This is a genomic window from Pseudomonas sp. efr-133-TYG-103a, assembly GCF_030209235.1.
Classification (GTDB): domain Bacteria; phylum Pseudomonadota; class Gammaproteobacteria; order Pseudomonadales; family Pseudomonadaceae; genus Aquipseudomonas.
Window position 1 is genome coordinate 46,047 of the sequence record NZ_JARVSK010000030.1, and the last position, 19,161, is coordinate 65,207.

The 19,161-nt window shown below is 61.7% G+C and carries 16 protein-coding genes and 1 pseudogene; 4 read left to right on the forward strand and 13 right to left on the reverse strand.

Annotation, left to right across the window (positions count from 1 at the left end; all coding sequences use genetic code 11):
- Positions 1–148: 148 nt before the first annotated feature.
- Positions 149–1,201: an NAD(P)-dependent alcohol dehydrogenase gene (locus QRN36_RS22620; protein WP_093459236.1), complete on the forward strand. Its 1,053-nt coding sequence runs from the start codon at positions 149–151 to the stop codon at positions 1,199–1,201.
- 164 nt (positions 1,202–1,365) lie between these two features.
- On the opposite strand, the gene QRN36_RS22625 is transcribed toward QRN36_RS22620, so the two are convergent.
- The 5 genes from QRN36_RS22625 to QRN36_RS22645 all read right to left on the reverse strand — a co-directional run bounded on the left by QRN36_RS22625 (position 1,366) and on the right by QRN36_RS22645 (position 6,643).
- Entirely contained in the window at positions 1,366–2,172 is an 807-nt protein-coding gene (locus tag QRN36_RS22625) for an IclR family transcriptional regulator (RefSeq protein WP_285426098.1), read from the reverse strand.
- A gap of 64 nt (positions 2,173–2,236) precedes the next feature.
- A complete protein-coding gene (locus QRN36_RS22630; protein ID WP_285426099.1) occupies positions 2,237–3,550 on the reverse strand; it encodes an MFS transporter in 1,314 nt (437 codons plus the stop codon).
- A gap of 237 nt (positions 3,551–3,787) precedes the next feature.
- A complete protein-coding gene (dgoD, locus tag QRN36_RS22635) occupies positions 3,788–4,936 on the reverse strand; it encodes a galactonate dehydratase (protein WP_093459239.1) in 1,149 nt (382 codons plus the stop codon).
- A 53-nt stretch (positions 4,937–4,989) separates the two neighbouring features.
- Complete coding sequence (locus tag QRN36_RS22640; RefSeq protein WP_093459240.1) at positions 4,990–5,625, reverse strand: 2-dehydro-3-deoxy-6-phosphogalactonate aldolase; 636 nt, start codon at positions 5,623–5,625, stop codon at positions 4,990–4,992.
- Between the two features lies 1 nt (position 5,626).
- The gene (locus QRN36_RS22645) at positions 5,627–6,643 is read right to left on the reverse strand and encodes a 2-dehydro-3-deoxygalactonokinase (protein ID WP_285426100.1); all 1,017 of its coding nucleotides are present in this window, start codon (positions 6,641–6,643) and stop codon (positions 5,627–5,629) included.
- A gap of 443 nt (positions 6,644–7,086) precedes the next feature.
- Here QRN36_RS22645 and QRN36_RS22650 point away from each other — a divergent pair, with 443 nt between their 5' ends.
- Positions 7,087–8,247, forward strand: a complete 1,161-nt coding sequence (locus QRN36_RS22650; protein WP_285426101.1) for an acyltransferase — start codon at positions 7,087–7,089, stop codon at positions 8,245–8,247.
- Positions 8,248–8,342: 95 nt separating this feature from the next.
- On the opposite strand, the gene asd is transcribed toward QRN36_RS22650, so the two are convergent.
- From asd to leuC, 4 genes are all read right to left on the reverse strand, one after another.
- A complete protein-coding gene (gene asd / locus QRN36_RS22655; protein ID WP_285426102.1) occupies positions 8,343–9,455 on the reverse strand; it encodes an aspartate-semialdehyde dehydrogenase in 1,113 nt (370 codons plus the stop codon).
- 81 nt (positions 9,456–9,536) lie between these two features.
- On the reverse strand, positions 9,537–10,619 hold the full coding sequence (leuB, locus tag QRN36_RS22660; RefSeq protein ID WP_285426103.1) for a 3-isopropylmalate dehydrogenase: 1,083 nt from the start codon (positions 10,617–10,619) through the stop codon (positions 9,537–9,539).
- 138 nt (positions 10,620–10,757) lie between these two features.
- Complete coding sequence (leuD, locus tag QRN36_RS22665; RefSeq protein WP_285426104.1) at positions 10,758–11,396, reverse strand: 3-isopropylmalate dehydratase small subunit; 639 nt, start codon at positions 11,394–11,396, stop codon at positions 10,758–10,760.
- 10 nt (positions 11,397–11,406) lie between these two features.
- The gene (leuC, locus tag QRN36_RS22670) at positions 11,407–12,831 is read right to left on the reverse strand and encodes a 3-isopropylmalate dehydratase large subunit (protein WP_285426105.1); all 1,425 of its coding nucleotides are present in this window, start codon (positions 12,829–12,831) and stop codon (positions 11,407–11,409) included.
- 156 nt (positions 12,832–12,987) lie between these two features.
- On the opposite strand from leuC, the gene QRN36_RS22675 reads away from it, so the two are divergent.
- Together QRN36_RS22675 and QRN36_RS22680 are read left to right on the forward strand one after the other, a co-directional pair.
- The gene (locus QRN36_RS22675; RefSeq protein WP_285426106.1) at positions 12,988–13,866 is read left to right on the forward strand and encodes a LysR family transcriptional regulator; all 879 of its coding nucleotides are present in this window, start codon (positions 12,988–12,990) and stop codon (positions 13,864–13,866) included.
- 105 nt (positions 13,867–13,971) lie between these two features.
- A pseudogene (locus QRN36_RS22680) lies at positions 13,972–16,056 on the forward strand (putative bifunctional diguanylate cyclase/phosphodiesterase); the annotation flags it as partial.
- A 115-nt stretch (positions 16,057–16,171) separates the two neighbouring features.
- Here QRN36_RS22680 and QRN36_RS22685 read toward each other — a convergent pair.
- The 4 genes from QRN36_RS22685 to QRN36_RS22700 all read right to left on the reverse strand — a co-directional run bounded on the left by QRN36_RS22685 (position 16,172) and on the right by QRN36_RS22700 (position 18,891).
- Entirely contained in the window at positions 16,172–16,615 is a 444-nt protein-coding gene (locus QRN36_RS22685) for an Hsp20 family protein (RefSeq protein WP_285426107.1), read from the reverse strand.
- A gap of 113 nt (positions 16,616–16,728) precedes the next feature.
- Complete coding sequence (locus QRN36_RS22690) at positions 16,729–17,688, reverse strand: tRNA-dihydrouridine synthase (RefSeq protein ID WP_285426108.1); 960 nt, start codon at positions 17,686–17,688, stop codon at positions 16,729–16,731.
- A gap of 75 nt (positions 17,689–17,763) precedes the next feature.
- Entirely contained in the window at positions 17,764–18,204 is a 441-nt protein-coding gene (locus QRN36_RS22695) for a thioesterase family protein (protein ID WP_285426109.1), read from the reverse strand.
- 147 nt (positions 18,205–18,351) lie between these two features.
- Positions 18,352–18,891: a TetR/AcrR family transcriptional regulator gene (locus tag QRN36_RS22700; protein ID WP_285426110.1), complete on the reverse strand. Its 540-nt coding sequence runs from the start codon at positions 18,889–18,891 to the stop codon at positions 18,352–18,354.
- Between the last annotated feature and the right edge of the window lie 270 nt (positions 18,892–19,161).

The following is a 19,161-nucleotide window of genomic DNA, read 5'->3' on the forward strand; positions in this document are numbered from 1 at the left end:
ATCATCGCAGATATGCCGCATCAAGCCGCTACCGCAAAGGCAACTTCGGAGGAATGTGCATGACAGACGGAGAATCGGTCATGGCTGCCGTCGGCCCCGCTGCGGACAATAGCCCGCCTCAACCGTCATCGTTTTTGCGAGGTATTACATGTACACAGCCATCGGTTACGCCGCTCAGTCCGCGACCACTCCCCTCGCCCCCATGACCTTCAACCGCCGCAGCCCGCGGCCTGACGATGTGGCCATCGAAATCCTCTACTGCGGCGTGTGCCATTCCGACATCCATCAGGCACGCAACGAGTGGGGCATCGCCGTTTACCCATTGATGCCAGGCCATGAAATCGTCGGCAAGGTCACCGAAGTCGGCGCCAATGTCAGCAAGCACAAGGTCGGCGATCTGGTGGGCGTTGGCTGCATGGTCGACTCCTGCCGTCATTGCGAAGCCTGCGCCGCCGATCTGGAGCAATACTGCCTGGAAGGCCCGACCCTGACCTACGCCACCCCCGACCGCATCGACGGCAGCAACACCATGGGCGGCTACTCCAACAGCATCGTGGTCAGCGAGCACTTCGTGGTGCGCATTCCCGAGAAGCTGAATCCGGCCGCCGCAGCGCCGATCCTCTGCGCGGGCATTACCACCTATTCCCCGCTCAAGCATTACGGCGTCAAGGCAGGCGACAAGGTGGGCGTGCTGGGCATGGGCGGTCTGGGCCACATGGGCATCAAGTTCGCCAAGGCCATGGGCGCAGAAGTCACGCTGTTCACCCGCTCGGCCAGCAAGGCGGAGGAAGCCCGCCGCCAAGGCGCCGATCACGTGATCGTGTCCACCGACGCCGAGCAGATGAAGGCCGCTGCCGGTCGTTTCGACTTCCTGCTCGATACCATTCCGGTGCAGCACGACCTCAATCCGTACCTGGAAACCCTGCGCTTCGACGGCGTGCACATCCTGGTCGGCCTGATCGAGCCGGTGGACCCGGCGCTGCACGCTGCCAATCTGGTGATGAAGCGCCGAGTGCTGGCGGGTTCGCTGATCGGCGGCATTGCCGAAACTCAGGAAGTGCTGGATTTCTGCGCCGAGCATGACATCAGCTGCGACATCGAGATGCTCGACATCAAGCACATCAACGAGGCTTACAGCCGCATGATCGCAGGCGACGTGAAGTACCGTTTCGTCATCGACATGGCCACGCTGAAAGCCTGATCGCTTGCCTTCTGATCGTTCCATGGGGACGGTCAGAACGCGATAACTGTAGGAGTGAGCTTGCTCGCGATCGCCGTCGTTCACTCACCTCATCAGGAGACCGATATACCGCGATCGCGAGCAAGCTCACTCCTTCAAGAAGGGCGTTTGATCAGACAGAGGGATCAGCCCCCCAACTCCGCCGACAGCCGTGCCGCTGTTTCTTTGATCACCGGCACCAGTTCGGCCATCTTTTCCAGCGGCATGTACGGCACCGTGCTGGCAATGCTGATACCAGCGACGATGTGTTTGCTCGCATCGCGGATCGGCGCCGCCACGCAGCGGATCGACGGTTCGTTGTCTTCCAGATCGAACGCGTAACCGCCCTTCACGTATTCGTGCATCCGCGTGCGCACCTGCTCCCAGGTCTGCTCCTGATGCGCAGGCCACAGCGGGTTTCGGGTCACTTCCGGCACACTGATGTCGTACAGACGCCGCCATTCGCTTTCGGGACTGTCCAGCAACAACGCCTTACCGATGCCGGTGCGCGCCAGCGGCATGCGATGGCCTACCCGCGAGCGCATTTCCGGACCGTTGCGACCGGGATTCTTGTGCAGATAAAGCACTTCGTCGCCATCGCGCACTGCCAGGTGAACGGTGTCGCCGGTCAACGCCGACAGCTCGTCGAGAAACGGCCTGGCAAGCATCGCCAACGGCACTTCTTCGCGCGCCTGAAACCCCAGCTCGATCAGTTTCGGACCCAGCAGATACCCCACTTGGGGCAGCACGCGCAGGTAACGCTCTTCTACCAGGCAACTGGCCAGCCGATGTGTCGTGCTGCGCGTGGTGCCGATCTGCCGGGCAATTTCCTTGAGATCGCGGGCGCCGCCGGCGACGGCCTGAACCACCCCAAGCCCGCGCAGCAGGGTTTGCGTGCCGGTCGGCGCAGGGTCTTTGCCAGTCACGCCAGCGGTGTCGGAAGAATCGTGCATATCGCGCCTTATCGAATCAGAAAGCTGGCGGCATTATCGTCGCCAGCTTCGTCGCCTGCCAGCCTTAGAGCTCGATGCGCTCGACCTTGCCCACCAGCAGAATGTAGGACAACGCGCCCAGCAGTGCGAGCACGGCGATGTAGGTGATGGCCGGCGCAAAGGATTCGCCCGACGCCAGGAAGCCGATGACGATCGGCGTGGCAATGGCGGCGAGGTTGCCGATCAGGTTGAACGTGCCGCCGGTCAGGCCCAGCAGGCGCGCCGGAGCCAATGTGGACACCAGCGACCAGGTGATCGAGGCCAGTCCGTTGCCGAAGAATGCCAGCGCCAGGAATGCAATGACCAGCGGTGTGGAGTCGACGTAGTTGGCGCCGATGATCGAGGTGGAGATCAGCAGTCCGGCGATGATCGGCAGCTTGCGCGCGAAACCTACGGTGTGACCGCGACGGATCAGCCAGTCGGAGAAGAACCCGGAGCACAACACGCCGACGAACGCCGCCAGGAACGGCAGTGACGCCAGCAGCCCCGACTTGATGAAGTCCATGCCACGGTATTTGACCAGATAGGTCGGGAACCAGGTAAGGAAGAACCACAGCGTCGAGTTCAGGCAGAACTGTCCCAGGTAAATGCCCCACAGCTTGCGCTTGCTCAGGACGATGCCCAGGTCCATCCAGCTGAAGCCGCGCTTGACGTTGCCGGCGTCGTTCTGGATATCCACCAGACCGCCGCCCTCTTTGATCAGATCGATCTCGCCCTGATTGACGCCTTTGAAGTCGCGCGGTTCGCGGTAGACCATGTACCAGATTGCAGCCCAGACGACACCGACGCCGCCGGTGGCAACGAAGACCATGTGCCAGCCGTATCGAGTCTGCAGCCAGGCCAGCACCGGAGTCAGAAATGCCAGGCCGACGAACTGCCCGGAGGTGTAGAAGCCGACGGCGGTTGCGCGCTCCTTCTCCGGGAACCAGGCAGTGACCACCCGGCTGTTGATCGGGTACGCCGGAGCCTCCAGCGCACCGACCGCCAAGCGCAGCACGAACAGGCCGATGAAGCTGCCGACAAAGCCCAGGAATATCGTCGCCACCGACCACAGGGCCAGCGCCACGGTGTAGAGAATACGCGGCGGAACGCGATCGACCAGCCAGCCACCGGGCAGTTGCATGGCCGCGTAGGTCCAGCCGAAGGCCGAAAACACCAGGCCGACGTGCACTGGATCGATGCCCAGCTCGCTGGTCAGTGCGGGCGCGGCGATGGACAGGTTGCTGCGGTCCAGATAGTTGATCACCACCGTAATGAACAGCAGGACCATGATGAAAAAGCGTTTACGGGTCGGTGTGACGGCAAGCGTCCCCGCTTCTGGCAACGTCTGTGTGCGCATGGGAAGTGCCTCTTTTTATGGTTGTCTGAGGTCTGGAATTGTTTTGCGTGTATGACGCATCGTGACTGCGCAGTTGATGCTTGCACGCGCTGCGCGGAAACGATCAATGAGCCTTCGTGAGCAAGCGCTCTGCCACAGGGTTCCGGGTGTGCCCCCTTTTGAGCACGACACAAAGTCTCTGGGCGTGAGCGTGCTCACGAATGAGGTCAACCCGGTATCAGGGTTGACCTCAGTCAATCACCACTCGGCAAAACTGCCGTCGGCATGGCGCCAGATCGGGTTGCGCCAGCGGTGGCCGATGGCCGCGCGCTCTTTGACGTACTCCTCGTTGATCTCGATGCCGAGGCCCGGTCCGTTGGGGATTTTGACCATGCCCTTGTCGTAGTCGAAGACTTCCGGGTTCTTGATGTAGTCGAGCAAATCGTTGCTCTCGTTGTAATGAATACCCAGGCTCTGTTCCTGAATGAACGCGTTGTAGCAGGCGGCATCCAGTTGCAGGCAGGCCGCCAGCGCGATCGGCCCCAGCGGACAGTGCAGGGCCAGCGCGACGTCATAGGCCTCGGCCATGTTGGCGATCTTGCGGGTTTCGGTGATGCCGCCGGCATGGGACGCGTCCGGCTGGATGATGTCGACGTAGCCCTCGCTCAGCACGCGCTTGAAATCCCAGCGCGAGAACAGACGCTCACCCAGTGCAATCGGCGTGCTGGTCAGTGGCGCCAGTTCCTTGAGCGCTTCGTAGTTCTCGCTGAGTACCGGCTCCTCAATGAACATCAGCTTGTAGGGATCGAGCTCCTTCATCAGCACCTTGGCCATCGGCTTGTGCACACGGCCATGGAAATCCACGCCGATGCCGACGTTCGGGCCGACGGCGTCACGCACGGCGGCAACGTTGGCCAGCGCCAGGTCGACTTTCTCGAAAGTGTCGAGGAACTGCAGCTCTTCGGTGCCGTTCATCTTGACCGCGGTGAACCCACGGGAAACGGCCTCTTTGGCCGCACGGGCGGTGTCGGCAGGACGATCGCCGCCGATCCACGAATACACGCGGATCTTGTCGCGCACCTGACCACCCAGCAAATCGCTGACCGAAACACCCAGCGCCTTGCCCTTGATGTCCCACAGTGCCTGATCGATACCGGCCAGCGCACTCATGTGAACGGCGCCGCCGCGGTAGAAGCCGCCGCGATACAGCACGGTCCAGATGTCTTCGATATTGCGCGGATCCTTGCCGATCAGATAGTCGGACAGCTCTTCGACGGCGGCGGCCACGGTGTGCGCACGTCCTTCGACCACGGGTTCGCCCCAGCCGGTCACACCCTGATCGGTTTCGACTTTCAGGAAGCACCAGCGCGGCGGAACGATGAAGGTCGTGAGTTTGGTGATTTTCATAAGGGCCTCTCTTATTCAATGACGCTTGTTCGGCGGCGCGACAAGCGCTCGATTCAAAGGTTGTTCGCAGGCTTGTGCTGGTTCCAGGCGGCGACGTAGGCCTTGGCACGCTCGGCGACTTGCTCGGCGCTGAGGCCTGGCTTGAAGAGACCAGAGCCCAGCCCGAAGCCCGACACGCCGGCGTCGAGGAACACTTTCATGTTGTCAGGCGTGATCCCGCCCACCGGAATCAGCGCGGTCCCCGCCGGCAGGACGGCCAGCCAGGCCTTCACCACCGCAGGGCCCATCTGCTCGGCCGGGAACATTTTCAGGACGTCGGCGCCTTCCGCCAGCGCAGCGAACGCTTCGGTCGGCGTGGCCACGCCTGGCGACAGAAACAGACCGTGCTCCTTGGCCGCGCGCAGCACTTTCGGATCGCTGTGGGGCATGACGATGACCTGCCCGCCGGCTTCCTTGACGTGCTGGACTTGCTCGGGGGTCAGCACAGTCCCGGCGCCGATCAGGCAATCGGCGGGCAGGCTCTGACGCAGAAGGCGGATGCTGTCGTACGGCTGCGGGGAATTGAGCGGCACTTCAATGACCCGAAAACCGGCCGTGTACAGGACGTCGCCGATGGCGGGTGCTTCTTCGGGGCGCAGGCCGCGCAGAATCGCAACCAGGCCGTTTTGCACGAGGGCTTGCTTGAGCATGTCAGTTCTCTACGTGAAGGGGCCGGGCAGCGGCCGCCGAAAGGGATGGGATCAGACCGGCCTGCACCGCGACCTGCCAGAGACCGCGCTCGGTGGCCTGTTCGGCCAGCGTGATCTGCGGGAAACCGCCGGCATCGAGCGCACGCTGATAACGGGCCAGCAACGCATCGCTGCCGATCAGGATGACCGCTGGCAATGGAGCCTCGTCCTGGCGCAAAAGTTGCGCGAGGGCCGCGATCTCGTGACCGATCAACAGGCCGGACAAGTAATCGGATTGCGCCGCGCCAGACAGTGCCCCGGTGAGTCCGAGGGTCCGGCAGCTGAAGATGGTCGACAGCGGACCGGCCGCGCCGACGGAAGAAAAGGCGACGCCGACGCCGCGATCGAAGGCGGCAGCGTCAAAGCCGTCGCCCCGCTGCAGGGTGCGCCCGAGAATGGTGTGACTGGACAGCGCGGCGTAGACCTCGCCGGTCATGAAGGTGTCGAAATGCACGATGCGGCCATCCTGCGCCCTCACCCACTTGGAGTGGCTGCCAGGCAAGCCGATCAACAGGGGGCTGGCGGCATCGCCGGGCGGCAGTGCGTCGAGCACGCCGAGCACTTGAGTTTCTTCGCCGCGCATGACGTTGGGCAGCTCGGAGCGTTGCAGCACGCCGGGAATGATGTGCACGTCGGTGCCGCGTACGCTGCGGACCGTCACCAGCGCCGAACTGAGCGCCGCGACGCTGGCCGGGGTTTGCTGATACGCCGCTTCGCGCCAGCCCTGGGCACTGCCGACCATGCCGCAGGCAATCACCGGAAGCGTGGGGTCGGCGTCCAGCCAGTCGCCACAGGCCTCATCGAATGCCAGTTCGAAACCGTCACTGACCTGTTGCCCGGCAATGCTGCGAGGGGTCGAAGGCAGTTGCATGATGCCCGCCGTGAGCGAGCGGTGTTCCAGAACCCGGCCGTGTTCGCCGAGTCTATACGCACGAAGGGAAGTCGTTCCCCAGTCGAGCGCGATCAATTGCGCCTGCATGGCTTCACCTGATTGTTATTAATGAGTGAATGCGAGACGAACTATAAACCTGAGCTCTACCATATCTCAATATATAAATGATGATCCCATATTGTGGGAGACGCTATCGGACGAGCGCGCTCCTTCGCAGGCGTTCATGTCTGGCCTCTGCGCCCCGGGCTGAGGCATACTCGGAGCGCCCCGCTTTTCAGTCACAGCATCATTTGCTGGCGGTAGCGATCCTGCGAATCGCCATCACCGGCGCCAGTGCCGCGCACGCCGGTCGATGCCACGCAAATACATCGGCGTTCAGCCTCTCTGGAACAACCTGCCGCGCATTCGCCATCAGAGCGAAAAGCGGTCATCACCCTGCCCATATGACTCTTCTCGCGCGCCACGCGTGACGTGCCTGTGCCGCCCACTGCCCGACATTCCTGATACTCATCTACATAAGGACCCGTACGATGAAGCGATTCCTCGTGCTCGACAGCTTTCTCGGGCTCTGCGCACTGGCGCTGATCGTCCACCACTCACACATTGAACGGAGCATCAGCGAGCTTGCGTTTTTCCGGAACGCCAGCCAGTTCGCAGGCTTTTTCTTCGCGCTGAGTGGCTTTCTGATTTATCGCCACTACGTGGCCTCCTTTAAAACCCCACGGCTGTTGCATGAATTCGTGATCTCGCGCGTCTGCCGCGTGCTGCCGTTGCACGTGGCGGTGCTGCTGTTCTTCATCGGATTCGAATGTCTGAAACTGCTGCTTGAGCGCCGCGGTCTGTCGCTCAGCTTTCCAGCGTTCAGCGGCGACCGGGCGCCCAGCGAGATCTTGCCCAACCTGCTGCTGATACAGGCTTGGTGGCCGGGGTTCAACGCCTTGTCGTTCAACTACCCGTCCTGGCTCATCAGCGTTCAGTTTTATCTGTGGATGGTGTTCGGCGTGATCGCCTATGCACTGCCCGGCATCGCCCGCAAGGTGTTCGCGTTGCTCGGCCTGCTGGCGTTCGTGGCGTTGTTCGAGGACTTTGGCGCGATTCCGCGCAACGTGCTCTGGGGCACCGCGTGCTTCTTCGCCGGGGCGATGACGTACCGGATTTATGCGCGGTTGCACTCGACGCCGGGCCCGATCGTCGCCAGCGTGCTGGAAGTGGCGATTCTGGCGAGCATCGGCTGGGTGATGAGCGACGCCGAGCCGCCGTTGACGATCGAGCTGGGGTTGCTGTTCTGCGTCGCGATCCTGATCTTTGCCCATGAGGCCGGGATCGTTTCGCAACTGCTCAAGCTGCGAGTGTTTCCGGCACTGGGCAGGCTCTGGCTGTCGATCTACCTGACCCACACCGCCGTGATTTTCGTACTGGCAACCGGCCTGACCGTCGCCGGGAAGTTCGGCGGTTTTGCACTGCTGGTCGACAGACCCGGAGAAGCGCCAGGGACCCTGCTGCGTTACCTGAGCACCGGCAGCGCTCTGAACGACAACCTGTTGATGCTGCTGGTGGTGGTCGCGGTGGTCGTTGTCTCGATGCTGACCCATCGTTACATCGAGGCGCCCGGCATCCGGCTGGGCGAGAACTGGAAGCACGGCACGCGTTTCCACCGCCGCAAGGATGATCCGCCACAGCAGCAGGCCTGACACGCGGCCACGCAGGCAGCGCGTTCAAGACTTTTGCAAACGCCAAAAAAAACCGCCCCGAGAGGCGGTTTTTTACGTCTGGCACGCAGGCCGGATCAACGCTCCAGCAGGATCCGCAGCATGCGGCGCAGCGGCTCGGCGGCGCCCCACAGCAGCTGATCGCCTACAGTGAACGCGCCCAGGTACTGCGAGCCCATGTTCAGCTTGCGCAGGCGGCCGACCGGAATGTTCAAGGTGCCGGTCACCGACGTCGGGCTCAGTTCCTGAATGCTCGCCTCACGGTTGTTCGGCACCAGTTTCACCCACGGGTTGTGCTGGCTGATCATGCCTTCGATGTCGGCGATCGGAACGTCTTTGTTCAGCTTGATGGTCAGCGCCTGGCTGTGGCAGCGCATGGCGCCGATGCGCACGCAGATGCCGTCGACCGGGATCGGGCTCTTGAAGCGACCGAGGATCTTGTTGGTCTCGGCCTGACCTTTCCACTCTTCGCGGCTCTGACCGTTCGGCAATTCTTTGTCGATCCATGGGATCAGGCTGCCGGCCAGCGGCACGCCGAAGTTCTCGGTCGGGAAGCTGTCGCTGCGCATGGCTTCGGCGACCTTGCGGTCGATGTCCAGAATAGCGCTGGCGGGATTGGCCAGTTCATCGGCGACCGAGGCGTTGATGGTGCCCATCTGCTTGATCAGTTCACGCATGTTCTGCGCGCCGGCGCCAGACGCCGCCTGATACGTCATGACGTTCATCCACTCGACCAGACCGGCTTCGAACAGCCCGCCCAGGCCCATCAGCATCAGGCTGACAGTGCAGTTGCCGCCGATGTAGTTCTTGGTGCCGGCGTCCAGCTGCTGGTCGATGACCTTGCGGTTGACCGGATCGAGGATGATCACGGCATCGTCCTGCATGCGCAGGGCCGAAGCGGCGTCGATCCAGTAGCCCTGCCAGCCCGCCTCACGCAGCTTGGGGAAAACCTCGTTGGTGTAGTCGCCGCCCTGACAGGTCAGTACCACGTCCAGGGTCTTGAGCTCGTCGATGCTGTAGGCATCTTTCAACGGCGCAACATCCTTGCCCACCGATGGACCTTGTCCACCGACGTTGGAGGTGGTGAAAAAAACCGGCTCAATGAGATCGAAATCCTGCTCTTCCAGCATACGCTGCATGAGCACGGAACCAACCATACCGCGCCAACCGACCAGACCTACACGTTTCATCGCAACTACACCTTAATTAAAAGTGGGGCCCTTTCTGCACGGAGCCGGCAGGCTCGACATTGCAGTCACGGGCCCGAGATATTACAGATTGCGCAGCGCGGCGACTACGGCGTCGCCCATTTCCTGTGTACCGACCCTGACAGTGCCTTCAGACCAGATATCACCGGTGCGCAGACCCTGATCGAGGACCAGGCTCACGGCCTTCTCGATGGCATCGGCCGCCGTGTGCTGATTGAAGCTGTAACGCAGCATCATCGACACCGACAGGATGGTCGCCAGCGGGTTGGCCACGCCTTTGCCGGCGATGTCGGGCGCCGAACCGTGGCAAGGCTCGTACATGCCCTTGTTGTTCGAATCCAGCGATGCCGACGGCAGCATGCCGATGGAGCCGGTGAGCATCGACGCTTCGTCGGACAGAATGTCGCCGAACATATTGTCGGTGACCATCACGTCAAACTGCTTGGGTGCGCGGACCAGCTGCATCGCGGCGTTGTCGACGTACATGTGGCTCAGCTCGACGTCCGGATAATCCTTGGCAACCTGCTCGACCACTTCGCGCCACAGCTGGCTAGACGCCAGTACGTTGGCCTTGTCCACCGAACAGAGCTTCTTGCCGCGCACCCGCGCCATGTCGAAACCGACGCGCGCAATGCGACGGATCTCGCTCTCGCTGTAAGGCAAGGTATCGTAAGACTGACGCTCGCCGTTTTCCAACTCGCGGGTGCCACGCGGTGCACCGAAATAGATACCGCCGGTCAGCTCGCGAACGATGAGGATGTCCAGGCCCGCGACGATCTCAGGCTTGAGGCTCGACGCATCGGCCAGTTGCGGATACAGAATGGCAGGACGCAGGTTGGCGAACAGACCCAGCTGAGAGCGGATTTTCAGCAGGCCACGTTCCGGACGGATATCACGCTCGATGGCGTCCCACTTCGGACCGCCCACCGCGCCCAGCAGCACGGCGTCGGCCACGCGGGCGCGATCCAGCGTTACATCGGCCAGCGGAACACCGTGCTTGTCGATGGCCGCACCGCCGATGACGTCGTGGCTCAACTCGAAACCCAGCTGATACTTCTCATTGGCCAGCTCCAGCACCTTGACCGCTTCGGTCATGATTTCCGGACCAATGCCATCACCTGGGAGAACCAGAATCTGCTTGCTCATAGAACCCTCGTTTCAAAATTGCGGTCGGCCTCTAGAGCGAGGCCGACTCGGGAGCTGCAAGTTTCAGGCGGCAAGCTGTCAGAAGAAGCTGCGCCGCGTCCCAACCTGCCGCTTGTCGCTGAAAACTTGTCGCTGCTTCTATCGGAACAACCACGGCTGGCTTGCGCGGTGCTTGCTCTCGAACGCCGAAATCGCCTCGCCATCGACCAGCGTCAGGCCGATGTCGTCCAGGCCGTTGAGCAGGCAATGCTTGCGGAACGCGTCGATCTCGAAGCTGTACACCTTGCCATCTTCGCGGGTCACGGTCTGCGCCTGCAGGTCGACGTTCAGCTGATAACCTGGATTGGCTTCGACCACCTTGAACAGATCGTCCACATCGCTTTCGCTCAGGATGATCGGCAACAGGCCGTTCTTGAAGCTGTTGTTGAAGAAGATGTCAGCGTAGCTCGGCGCGATGATACTGCGAAAACCGTACTCCTCCAGCGCCCACGGGGCGTGCTCGCGGCTCGAGCCGCAGCCGAAATTCTCGCGGGCCAGCAAGACGCTGGCGCCCTGATAACGCTCGGCGTTGAGCACGAAGTCAGGGTTCAGCGGACGCTTGGAGTTGTCCTGATAAGGCTGGCCGACGTCCAGGTAGCGCCACTCGTCGAACAGGTTAGGGCCGAAACCGGTACGGCGGATCGACTTCAGAAACTGCTTGGGAATGATCTGGTCGGTGTCGACGTTGGCGCGATCCAGCGGAGCGACCAGGCCGGTGTGTTGAGTAAAAGGCTTCATGGGAGGCTCCTTATTGCTGGCTCATGGTGCGGACATCGACAAAACGGCCGTTCACGGCTGCCGCCGCCGCCATCGCCGGGCTGACCAAGTGAGTACGACCACCGGCACCCTGACGGCCTTCGAAGTTGCGGTTGGACGTCGACGCGCAATGCTCGCCGCTTTCCAGCCGGTCCGGGTTCATCGCCAGACACATCGAGCAACCTGGCTCACGCCATTCGAAACCGGCTTCGATGAAGATCTTGTCCAGACCTTCCTTCTCGGCCTGTTCCTTGACCAGCCCCGAGCCCGGCACCACCATTGCCTGCTTGATCGTCGACGCCACTTTGCGGCCTTTGGCGATCTCGGCAGCCGCGCGCAGGTCTTCGATCCGCGAGTTGGTGCAGGAGCCGATGAAGACGCGATCGAGCTGAATGTCGGTGATCGCCTGATTGGCCTGCAGCCCCATGTACTTCAGTGCGCGCTCGATGGAGCCACGCTTGACCAGATCGGCTTCCTTCGCAGGATCGGGAACATTCTGATCGACGGCCAGGACCATTTCCGGCGACGTGCCCCAGCTGACCTGCGGTTTGATCTGAGCGGCGTCGAGCTCGACGACGGTGTCGAACACGGCGTCGGCGTCGGACACCAGATCTTTCCAGGCTTCGACCGCCAGGTCCCACTGCTCGCCTTTCGGTGCGAATGGACGGCCCTTGACGTAGGCAACGGTCTTCTCGTCGGTCGCCACCAGACCCACGCGGGCGCCCGCTTCGATAGACATGTTGCAGATGGTCATGCGGCCTTCGATGGACAGGTCGCGGATCGCGCTGCCAGCGAACTCGATGGCGTGACCGTTACCGCCAGCGGTGCCGATCTTGCCGATGATCGCCAGCACGATGTCTTTGGCCGTGACGCCGAACGGCAGCTTGCCCTCGACTTTCACCAGCATGTTTTTCATTTTCTTGGCGACCAGACACTGCGTCGCGAGCACGTGCTCGACTTCAGAGGTGCCGATGCCGTGTGCCAGCGCGCCGAAGGCGCCGTGGGTCGAGGTGTGCGAGTCGCCGCAGACGACGGTCATGCCCGGCAAGGTTGCGCCCTGCTCCGGACCGATGACGTGAACGATCCCCTGGCGCACGTCGTTCATCTTGAATTCGGTGATGCCGTACTCATCGCAGTTGTCGTCCAGCGTCTTGACCTGCAGGCGTGATACCTGATCGACGATGGCATCCACGCCGTCCTTGCGGTCAGGCGTGGTCGGCACGTTGTGGTCAACGGTGGCGACGTTGGCGTCGATACGCCATGGTTTGCGGCCCGCCAGGCGCAAGCCCTCGAACGCCTGTGGCGAGGTCACTTCGTGAATGATGTGACGATCGATATAAAGCAGCGCCGAGCCATCGTCGCGCTGCTTGACCAAATGCGAATCCCAGAGCTTGTCGTAAAGCGTTTTGCCGGCCATCAGACGGTTTCCTCATCAGCTTGTTTCTATGCCCTGGGCTGCGACATCACGGCGATGCCCTAAAACCCTTTGGCTTGTGGGGGAGATGCTATGGAATATGCTTAAATAACTCAAATTCATATTTTTCATGCTTTGGATAACCAACAGGAATTCGAGATGGACCTGGCGAACCTCAACGCCTTTATCGCGATCGCCGAGACCGGCAGCTTCTCTGCCGCGGGCGAGCGCTTGCACCTGACACAGCCTGCTGTCAGCAAACGTATCGCGGGCCTTGAACAACAACTTGATGTGCGCCTGTTCGACCGGCTGGGTCGCGAGGTCAGCCTGACCGAGGCCGGTCGCGCCTTGCTGCCACGGGCTTATCAGATCCTCAATGTGCTGGACGACACGCGTCGCGCGCTGACCAACCTCACGGGAGAGGTCACCGGCCGGCTGACTCTGGCCACCAGCCACCACATCGGCTTGCACCGGCTGCCTTCTTTGTTAAGGGCGTTTACGCGGACCTATCCGGATGTGGCGCTGGACATCCAGTTTCTTGATTCGGAAGTGGCCTACGAGGAAATCCTCCACGGTCGCGCGGAACTGGCCGTCATCACCCTCGCGCCCGAGCCGCACTCGCTGATCAAGGCAGTGATGGTCTGGGATGATCCGCTGGACTTTGTCGCCGCGCCAGAGCATCCACTGGCCAGCACTGCGTCGGTGACCCTGGCGGACATTGCCAGCTACCCGGCGGTGTTTCCGGGCGGCAACACCTTCACCCATCACATCGTCAGCGACCTGTGCGAAGCACAGGGGCTCAAGCCGAACATCGCGATGAGCACCAACTATATGGAGACGATCAAGATGATGGTGTCGATCGGGCTGGCCTGGAGCGTATTGCCCAGAACCATGCTCGACGAACAGGTCACGCGCATTCCGCTGCCGGGCATACAGCTGCGCCGCCAGCTAGGCTACATTGTCCACACAGAACGCACGCTGTCGAACGCCGCCCGGGCGTTCATGGCGTTGCTGGATGCACAGGCGCAAACCGTCTGAGCGGGTGCAGTTCACTGATCGACATACCGGCTTCACTCTTTGAAGGCTCGTGATCACATGCCCATAACCGCAGACAGCCCCTCGATTGAGCTCACTGGCCTGGCCTTGACCGCAAAGGAGTCGGAAAAACACTTTGCGACGCTGTTCAATCTCAGCCCTAACGTGGTGCTGCTGACCCGTTTCGAAGACGGCCTGATCTGCAACGCCAATCGCCATTTCGAACTGATCTTCGGCTGGCCGATGATTGATTGCGCGGGCCGCACCACGGTCGACATCGGGCTATGGATCGATTTGCGACAGCGCCAGCTGGCACTCGAAAGGACGATCCTGACCGATCAGCCCGCCAGCCTGGAGAGCCAGTGGCGTGCACGCGACGGAAGCATCCACGATGGCACGCTGTACACGCAGACAATCGAGCTGAGCGACGGCATGTACCTGCTCAGCACGTTCATCGACAACACCGAGCGCAAGCACGCCGAAGCGGCGTTGAAGGCCAGCGAGGAGAAGTTCGCCAAGGCGTTTCACTCAAGTCCGGACGCTATCATCATCACCGAGCAGGCCACCGGCCATTACCTGGAAGTCAACGATGGCTTCTGCCGACTGACCGGCTACACCAGCAGCGACGTGATGGGCCGCTCTGTCTACCGGTCCGGGATTCTGGCCGACATCACCCAGCGCACCCGGCTGATTCAGGAAATGGAAGAGCGCGGCACGGTGCAAAACCGGGAGTTGCTGGCGCGTGGCAAGAACGGCGACCTGCTCACCGTCGACGTGTCCATCGTGCCGCTGATGCTCAACGGCGCCGCCTGCCTGCTGATCACCGCGCGAGACATCAGCCAGTTGAAAAACGCGCAGGCGCAGATTCAACATCTGGCGTACCACGACTCACTGACCAACCTGCCGAACCGCGCGCTGCTGATGGACCGGCTCAGCCAGCAGATCGTCCTGCTCAAGCGGCATGATCTGCGCGGCGCTCTGCTGTTCCTCGATCTGGATCATTTCAAGCACATCAACGACTCGCTCGGCCATCCGGTCGGCGACAGCGTCCTGAAGATCGTCACGGCCAGGCTGGAAGCGAGCGTGCGGCTGGAAGACACCGTCGCGCGACTGGGCGGGGACGAGTTCGTGGTCCTGATCAGCGGCCTTGAGGGCTCACGTGAGCAGGTGGTCGATCAGGTCAACGCACTCACCGACACACTGCGCGAGCTGCTCGCCGAACCGATGTTCCTCGACGGGCATCGGCTGCAAGTCACGCCCAGCATCGGCGTTGCGCTGATTCCCGATCACGGCTCTACGCCGGCCGATCTGCTCAAGCGTGCAGACATCGCGCTGTACCGGGCCAAGGATTCGGGACGCAACACCACGCAAATGTTTCACGACACCATGCAGGTGGCCGCCAGCGAGCGGCTGCGTATGGAAAACGATCTGCGCCAGGCTCTCAGCCGCGGAGAATTCAGCCTCAGTTACCAACCGCAAGTCGACACCCGCGGCAACCGCATTGTCGGCGCCGAAGCGCTACTGCGCTGGCAGCGTCCGGGCCTGGGTCAGCTGCCGCCAGACCAGTTCATTCAGATCATGGAAGAAAGCGGCATGATCCTCGACGTCGGCAACTGGATTCTCGAGCAGGCCTGCAGGACCGGCAGCGAATTGCTCGGCAAGGGCCTGATCGACGGCGAAGATTTCAGCCTGTGCGTCAACATCAGCCCGAGACAATTTCGCCAGACCGATTTCGTCCAGCGCATCCAGCGTTGCCTGCAGGGTTGGGGCCTGCCCACGCGCATGCTGAAACTGGAAATCACCGAAGGCATCGTGATTCAGAACCTGGAAGACACCATCGCCAAGATGCTGCAACTGCGGCAGATCGGCATCAGTTTCGCGATGGACGATTTCGGCACCGGCTATTCGTCGCTGACCTACCTCAAACGCCTGCCCGTGGACGCACTGAAGATCGATCAGTCCTTCGTGCGCGACGCCACCAGCGACCCCAACGATGCGGAAATCGTGAGGGCGATCGTCGCCATGGCGGCCAGCCTGAACCTGACGATCATTGCCGAGGGGGTGGAAAAGCAGGAACAGCTGGACTTTCTGGCTCAGCTCGACTGCCATCTGTATCAAGGCTATCTGTTCAGCGAGCCCTTGAGTGCCGATGGGTTCGAGGCATTGCTGCGTGTCCAGGAAAGCCAGGGCTGAGGCTTGCGCCGGACAGCGGCACTTGAAATGGACACCCGGAACGCCCGAGGACGTGCCGATGATTCATCCAATAAAAAAGGCGCCCCGGAGGGCGCCTCTTGTCTGGCTGGATGGATCAATGAGCCAGCGCTTTCTGACCGTTGATCTGAATGCGCTTAGGCTTGGCTTCTTCCGGCACCAGACGCAGCAGATCGATGTTCAGCAAGCCGTTTGCCAGCGCGGCGTCTTTCACTTCGATGTGATCGGCCAGACGGAACGACAGCTTGAACGCACGCTGGGCAATGCCCTGGTGCAGGAAGGTCACGCCTTCAGCGGCCTTTTCACGCTTGCTGCCGGTCACCGTCAGCACGCCCTTCTCGACCTGCAACTCCAGGTCTTCTTCCTGGAAACCCGCAGCCGCGATGACGATGCGGTATTGGTCATCTGCGTGTTTCTCGACGTTGTAGGGAGGGTAGCTGCTGGCCGACTCGTTACGGGCTGCCGATTCGAACAGATCGTTGAAACGGTCGAAGCCAACGGAAGAGCGGAACAGTGGAGCCAGGGAAAATGCGGTAGTCATGTGAATCTCCTGATAAATCAGCAAGTGGTTGTCTCCGCGACCCGACTTCGGCATCGCGTAATCCCTAGATAAGGACAGTCACTTCTGTTTCAAGAGTCGCTATGAAAAATTTTTCAGGCCACTTCCTGCTCGACGATGCCGAGCATCCGGCTGATGCGCTCGCAATCGGTTTCCCGCCGCAATGCGTCGAACAACACGACGGCTTCGGGGTAGCTTTTGGTCAGCAGCACCACCCATTGCTTGAGGCGCCCGGGCGCCTGAACACGGGTCATCTTGGCCATCGCCTGCAACCAGAACTCGCGCAGCAATGGCTGCAGTTCTTGCCAGGTCATCGCCACCACGTCGCGCCCGGCTTGCGCAGCGGCAATCTGCCGGCCCAGGTCGGGCCGCGCCACCAGGCCACGGCCGATCATGATGTCGCGCGCGCCGCAGATCTCCCGGCAACGGCGCCAGTCGTCGACCGTCCAGATTTCGCCGTTGGCGATGATCGGGATTCTGACCACGTCCTGAATCTTGCCGATCCACTCCCAGTGCGCGGGCGGCTTGTAGCCGTCGACCTTGGTCCGGGCGTGCACCACGATGTGCTCCGCGCCACCGGCTTCCAGCGCCCGGGCGCAATCGAGCGCCGGTTCGGTGCTGTCGTAGCCCAGGCGCATCTTCGCGGTGACGGGAATGTGTGCGGGCACGGCACGGCGCACATGGCTGAGGATCGAATGCAGCAGCTCGGGCTCCTTCAACAGCACAGCCCCGCCCCGCGACTTGTTGACGGTCTTGGCCGGGCAGCCGAAGTTGAGGTCGATCACCGGCGCCCCCAGCTCAGCGGCGAAGGCGGCGTTTTCCGCCAGGCACACTGGATCGGAGCCCAGCAACTGCACACGCAACGGCACGCCGGCGCGGGTCTTGGCGTCGGTCAGCAGTTCGGAAGCGAACTTGTGGAAGTAATGCGCCGGCAGCAGACGCTCGGTCACCCGGATGAATTCGGTCACGCACCAGTCGATGCCGCCCACCTGAGTCAGCACATCGCGCAGAATATCGTCGACCAGGCCTTCCATGGGCGCCAGAGCAATTTGCATGGATCACACTCGGAAAAAAGTCCGGCAGTTTACGCAGTGGCCGCTGTAATGGAAACGGGCAAGCCCTACCGGGTATCAGGAGGTCGCCATCTGCAACGCCGGTGCGTAACCGTCGATGAACTCAATCGGCATCCGCTTGGGCTTGCCGGTCGACAGCTCGATGCACACGAAGGTGGTCTGCGCACGCAGCAGGGTCACACCATCGCCCGGGCGTTTGAGCTGGAAACGTCGAGTCATTTTCAGGCGCTGATCCCAGTCGACGATCCAGGTTGCCAGCTGCAACTCCTCATCGTGATAAGCACTGGCAAGGTAATCGATCTCGTGCCGCACCACCGCCATGGCCCTGTCCAGTCGCCGGTATTCGGTCAGATCCAGACCCAGATGCTGGGAATGACGCCAGGCACATCGTTCAAGCCAGGTGACGTACACCGCATTGTTGGCGTGCCCCAAGCCATCGATGTCGTCCTCACTGACGTGCAAATCGATGACGAATGGCGTTGCCAGATCCCAGACCATGCTCGTTCCTGCCCTCGTGGTTTCATTCGCGTTCGAACTGTAGGACCGGCTTTCAGCGGGAAACGCCGGGCATCACCTCTCAGACTGAGGGTGTTCGCACAGTGTAACGAAAAGCGTCGGGCGATGAAGCGCGATGTCCGTTCCGGCTTAGAGCATGGCCGACTTCGCAGCCCGCAGGACGCGGTCGGACAGCTCGCAGGGCCCCAAAGCGCGAGCCAGCGCCAGGCCGCCCAGCATCAGGGCGATGTCGGCCAGGGTCTTGTCGGTTTCTTCGGGGCTGGATGCCAACTGCGCGATCATCAACTCGACATGCTCGGCCAGCGCCCCGCGAAAATCGTCCGACAAACGCGCCATTTCACCGATCGCGGTGGGCAACGGACATGCGTGGTCTTCGGCGTCGCGGTGTTTGCGCGACAGGTAAAATGCCGCAAGCAAGGCGCGGCGCTCGGCTCCCGGCAACTGATCGTCGATACTGGCGACCATCTCCCGGCGTTCGGCGAGCAAGTGATTGAAGGCCTCCAGCATCATCGCTTCCTTGCTGTCGAAGTGGGCGTAGAAGCCACCCACGGTCAATCCGGCTGCGCCCATGATTTCATTGACGCTGGGTTCCACCGGACCGCGTGCGATCAACGCCATGCTGGCGGCAGTCAGGATGCGCTCGCGGGTTTGTGCCTTTTTATCGTTCATGTCCGCCTCCGGGATGATGGCAGTAATATTATCTGCATCATGCGCGATGGCAAGCAAAGAGAATGAATGCAAGGGAGGATGCGAAGGACTGCAGCATGACTCAGCCTGCGGGACGGTCGGACGACCAGAACGAGGGCTCGAGAATTGAAACCCTAAAAAAACAAAAGGGCCATTCAATAATCGAATGACCCTTGGTCTCGCAGAGCGAGAAATCGTGGCGTCCCCTAGGGGACTCGAACCCCTGTTACCGCCGTGAAAGGGCGGTGTCCT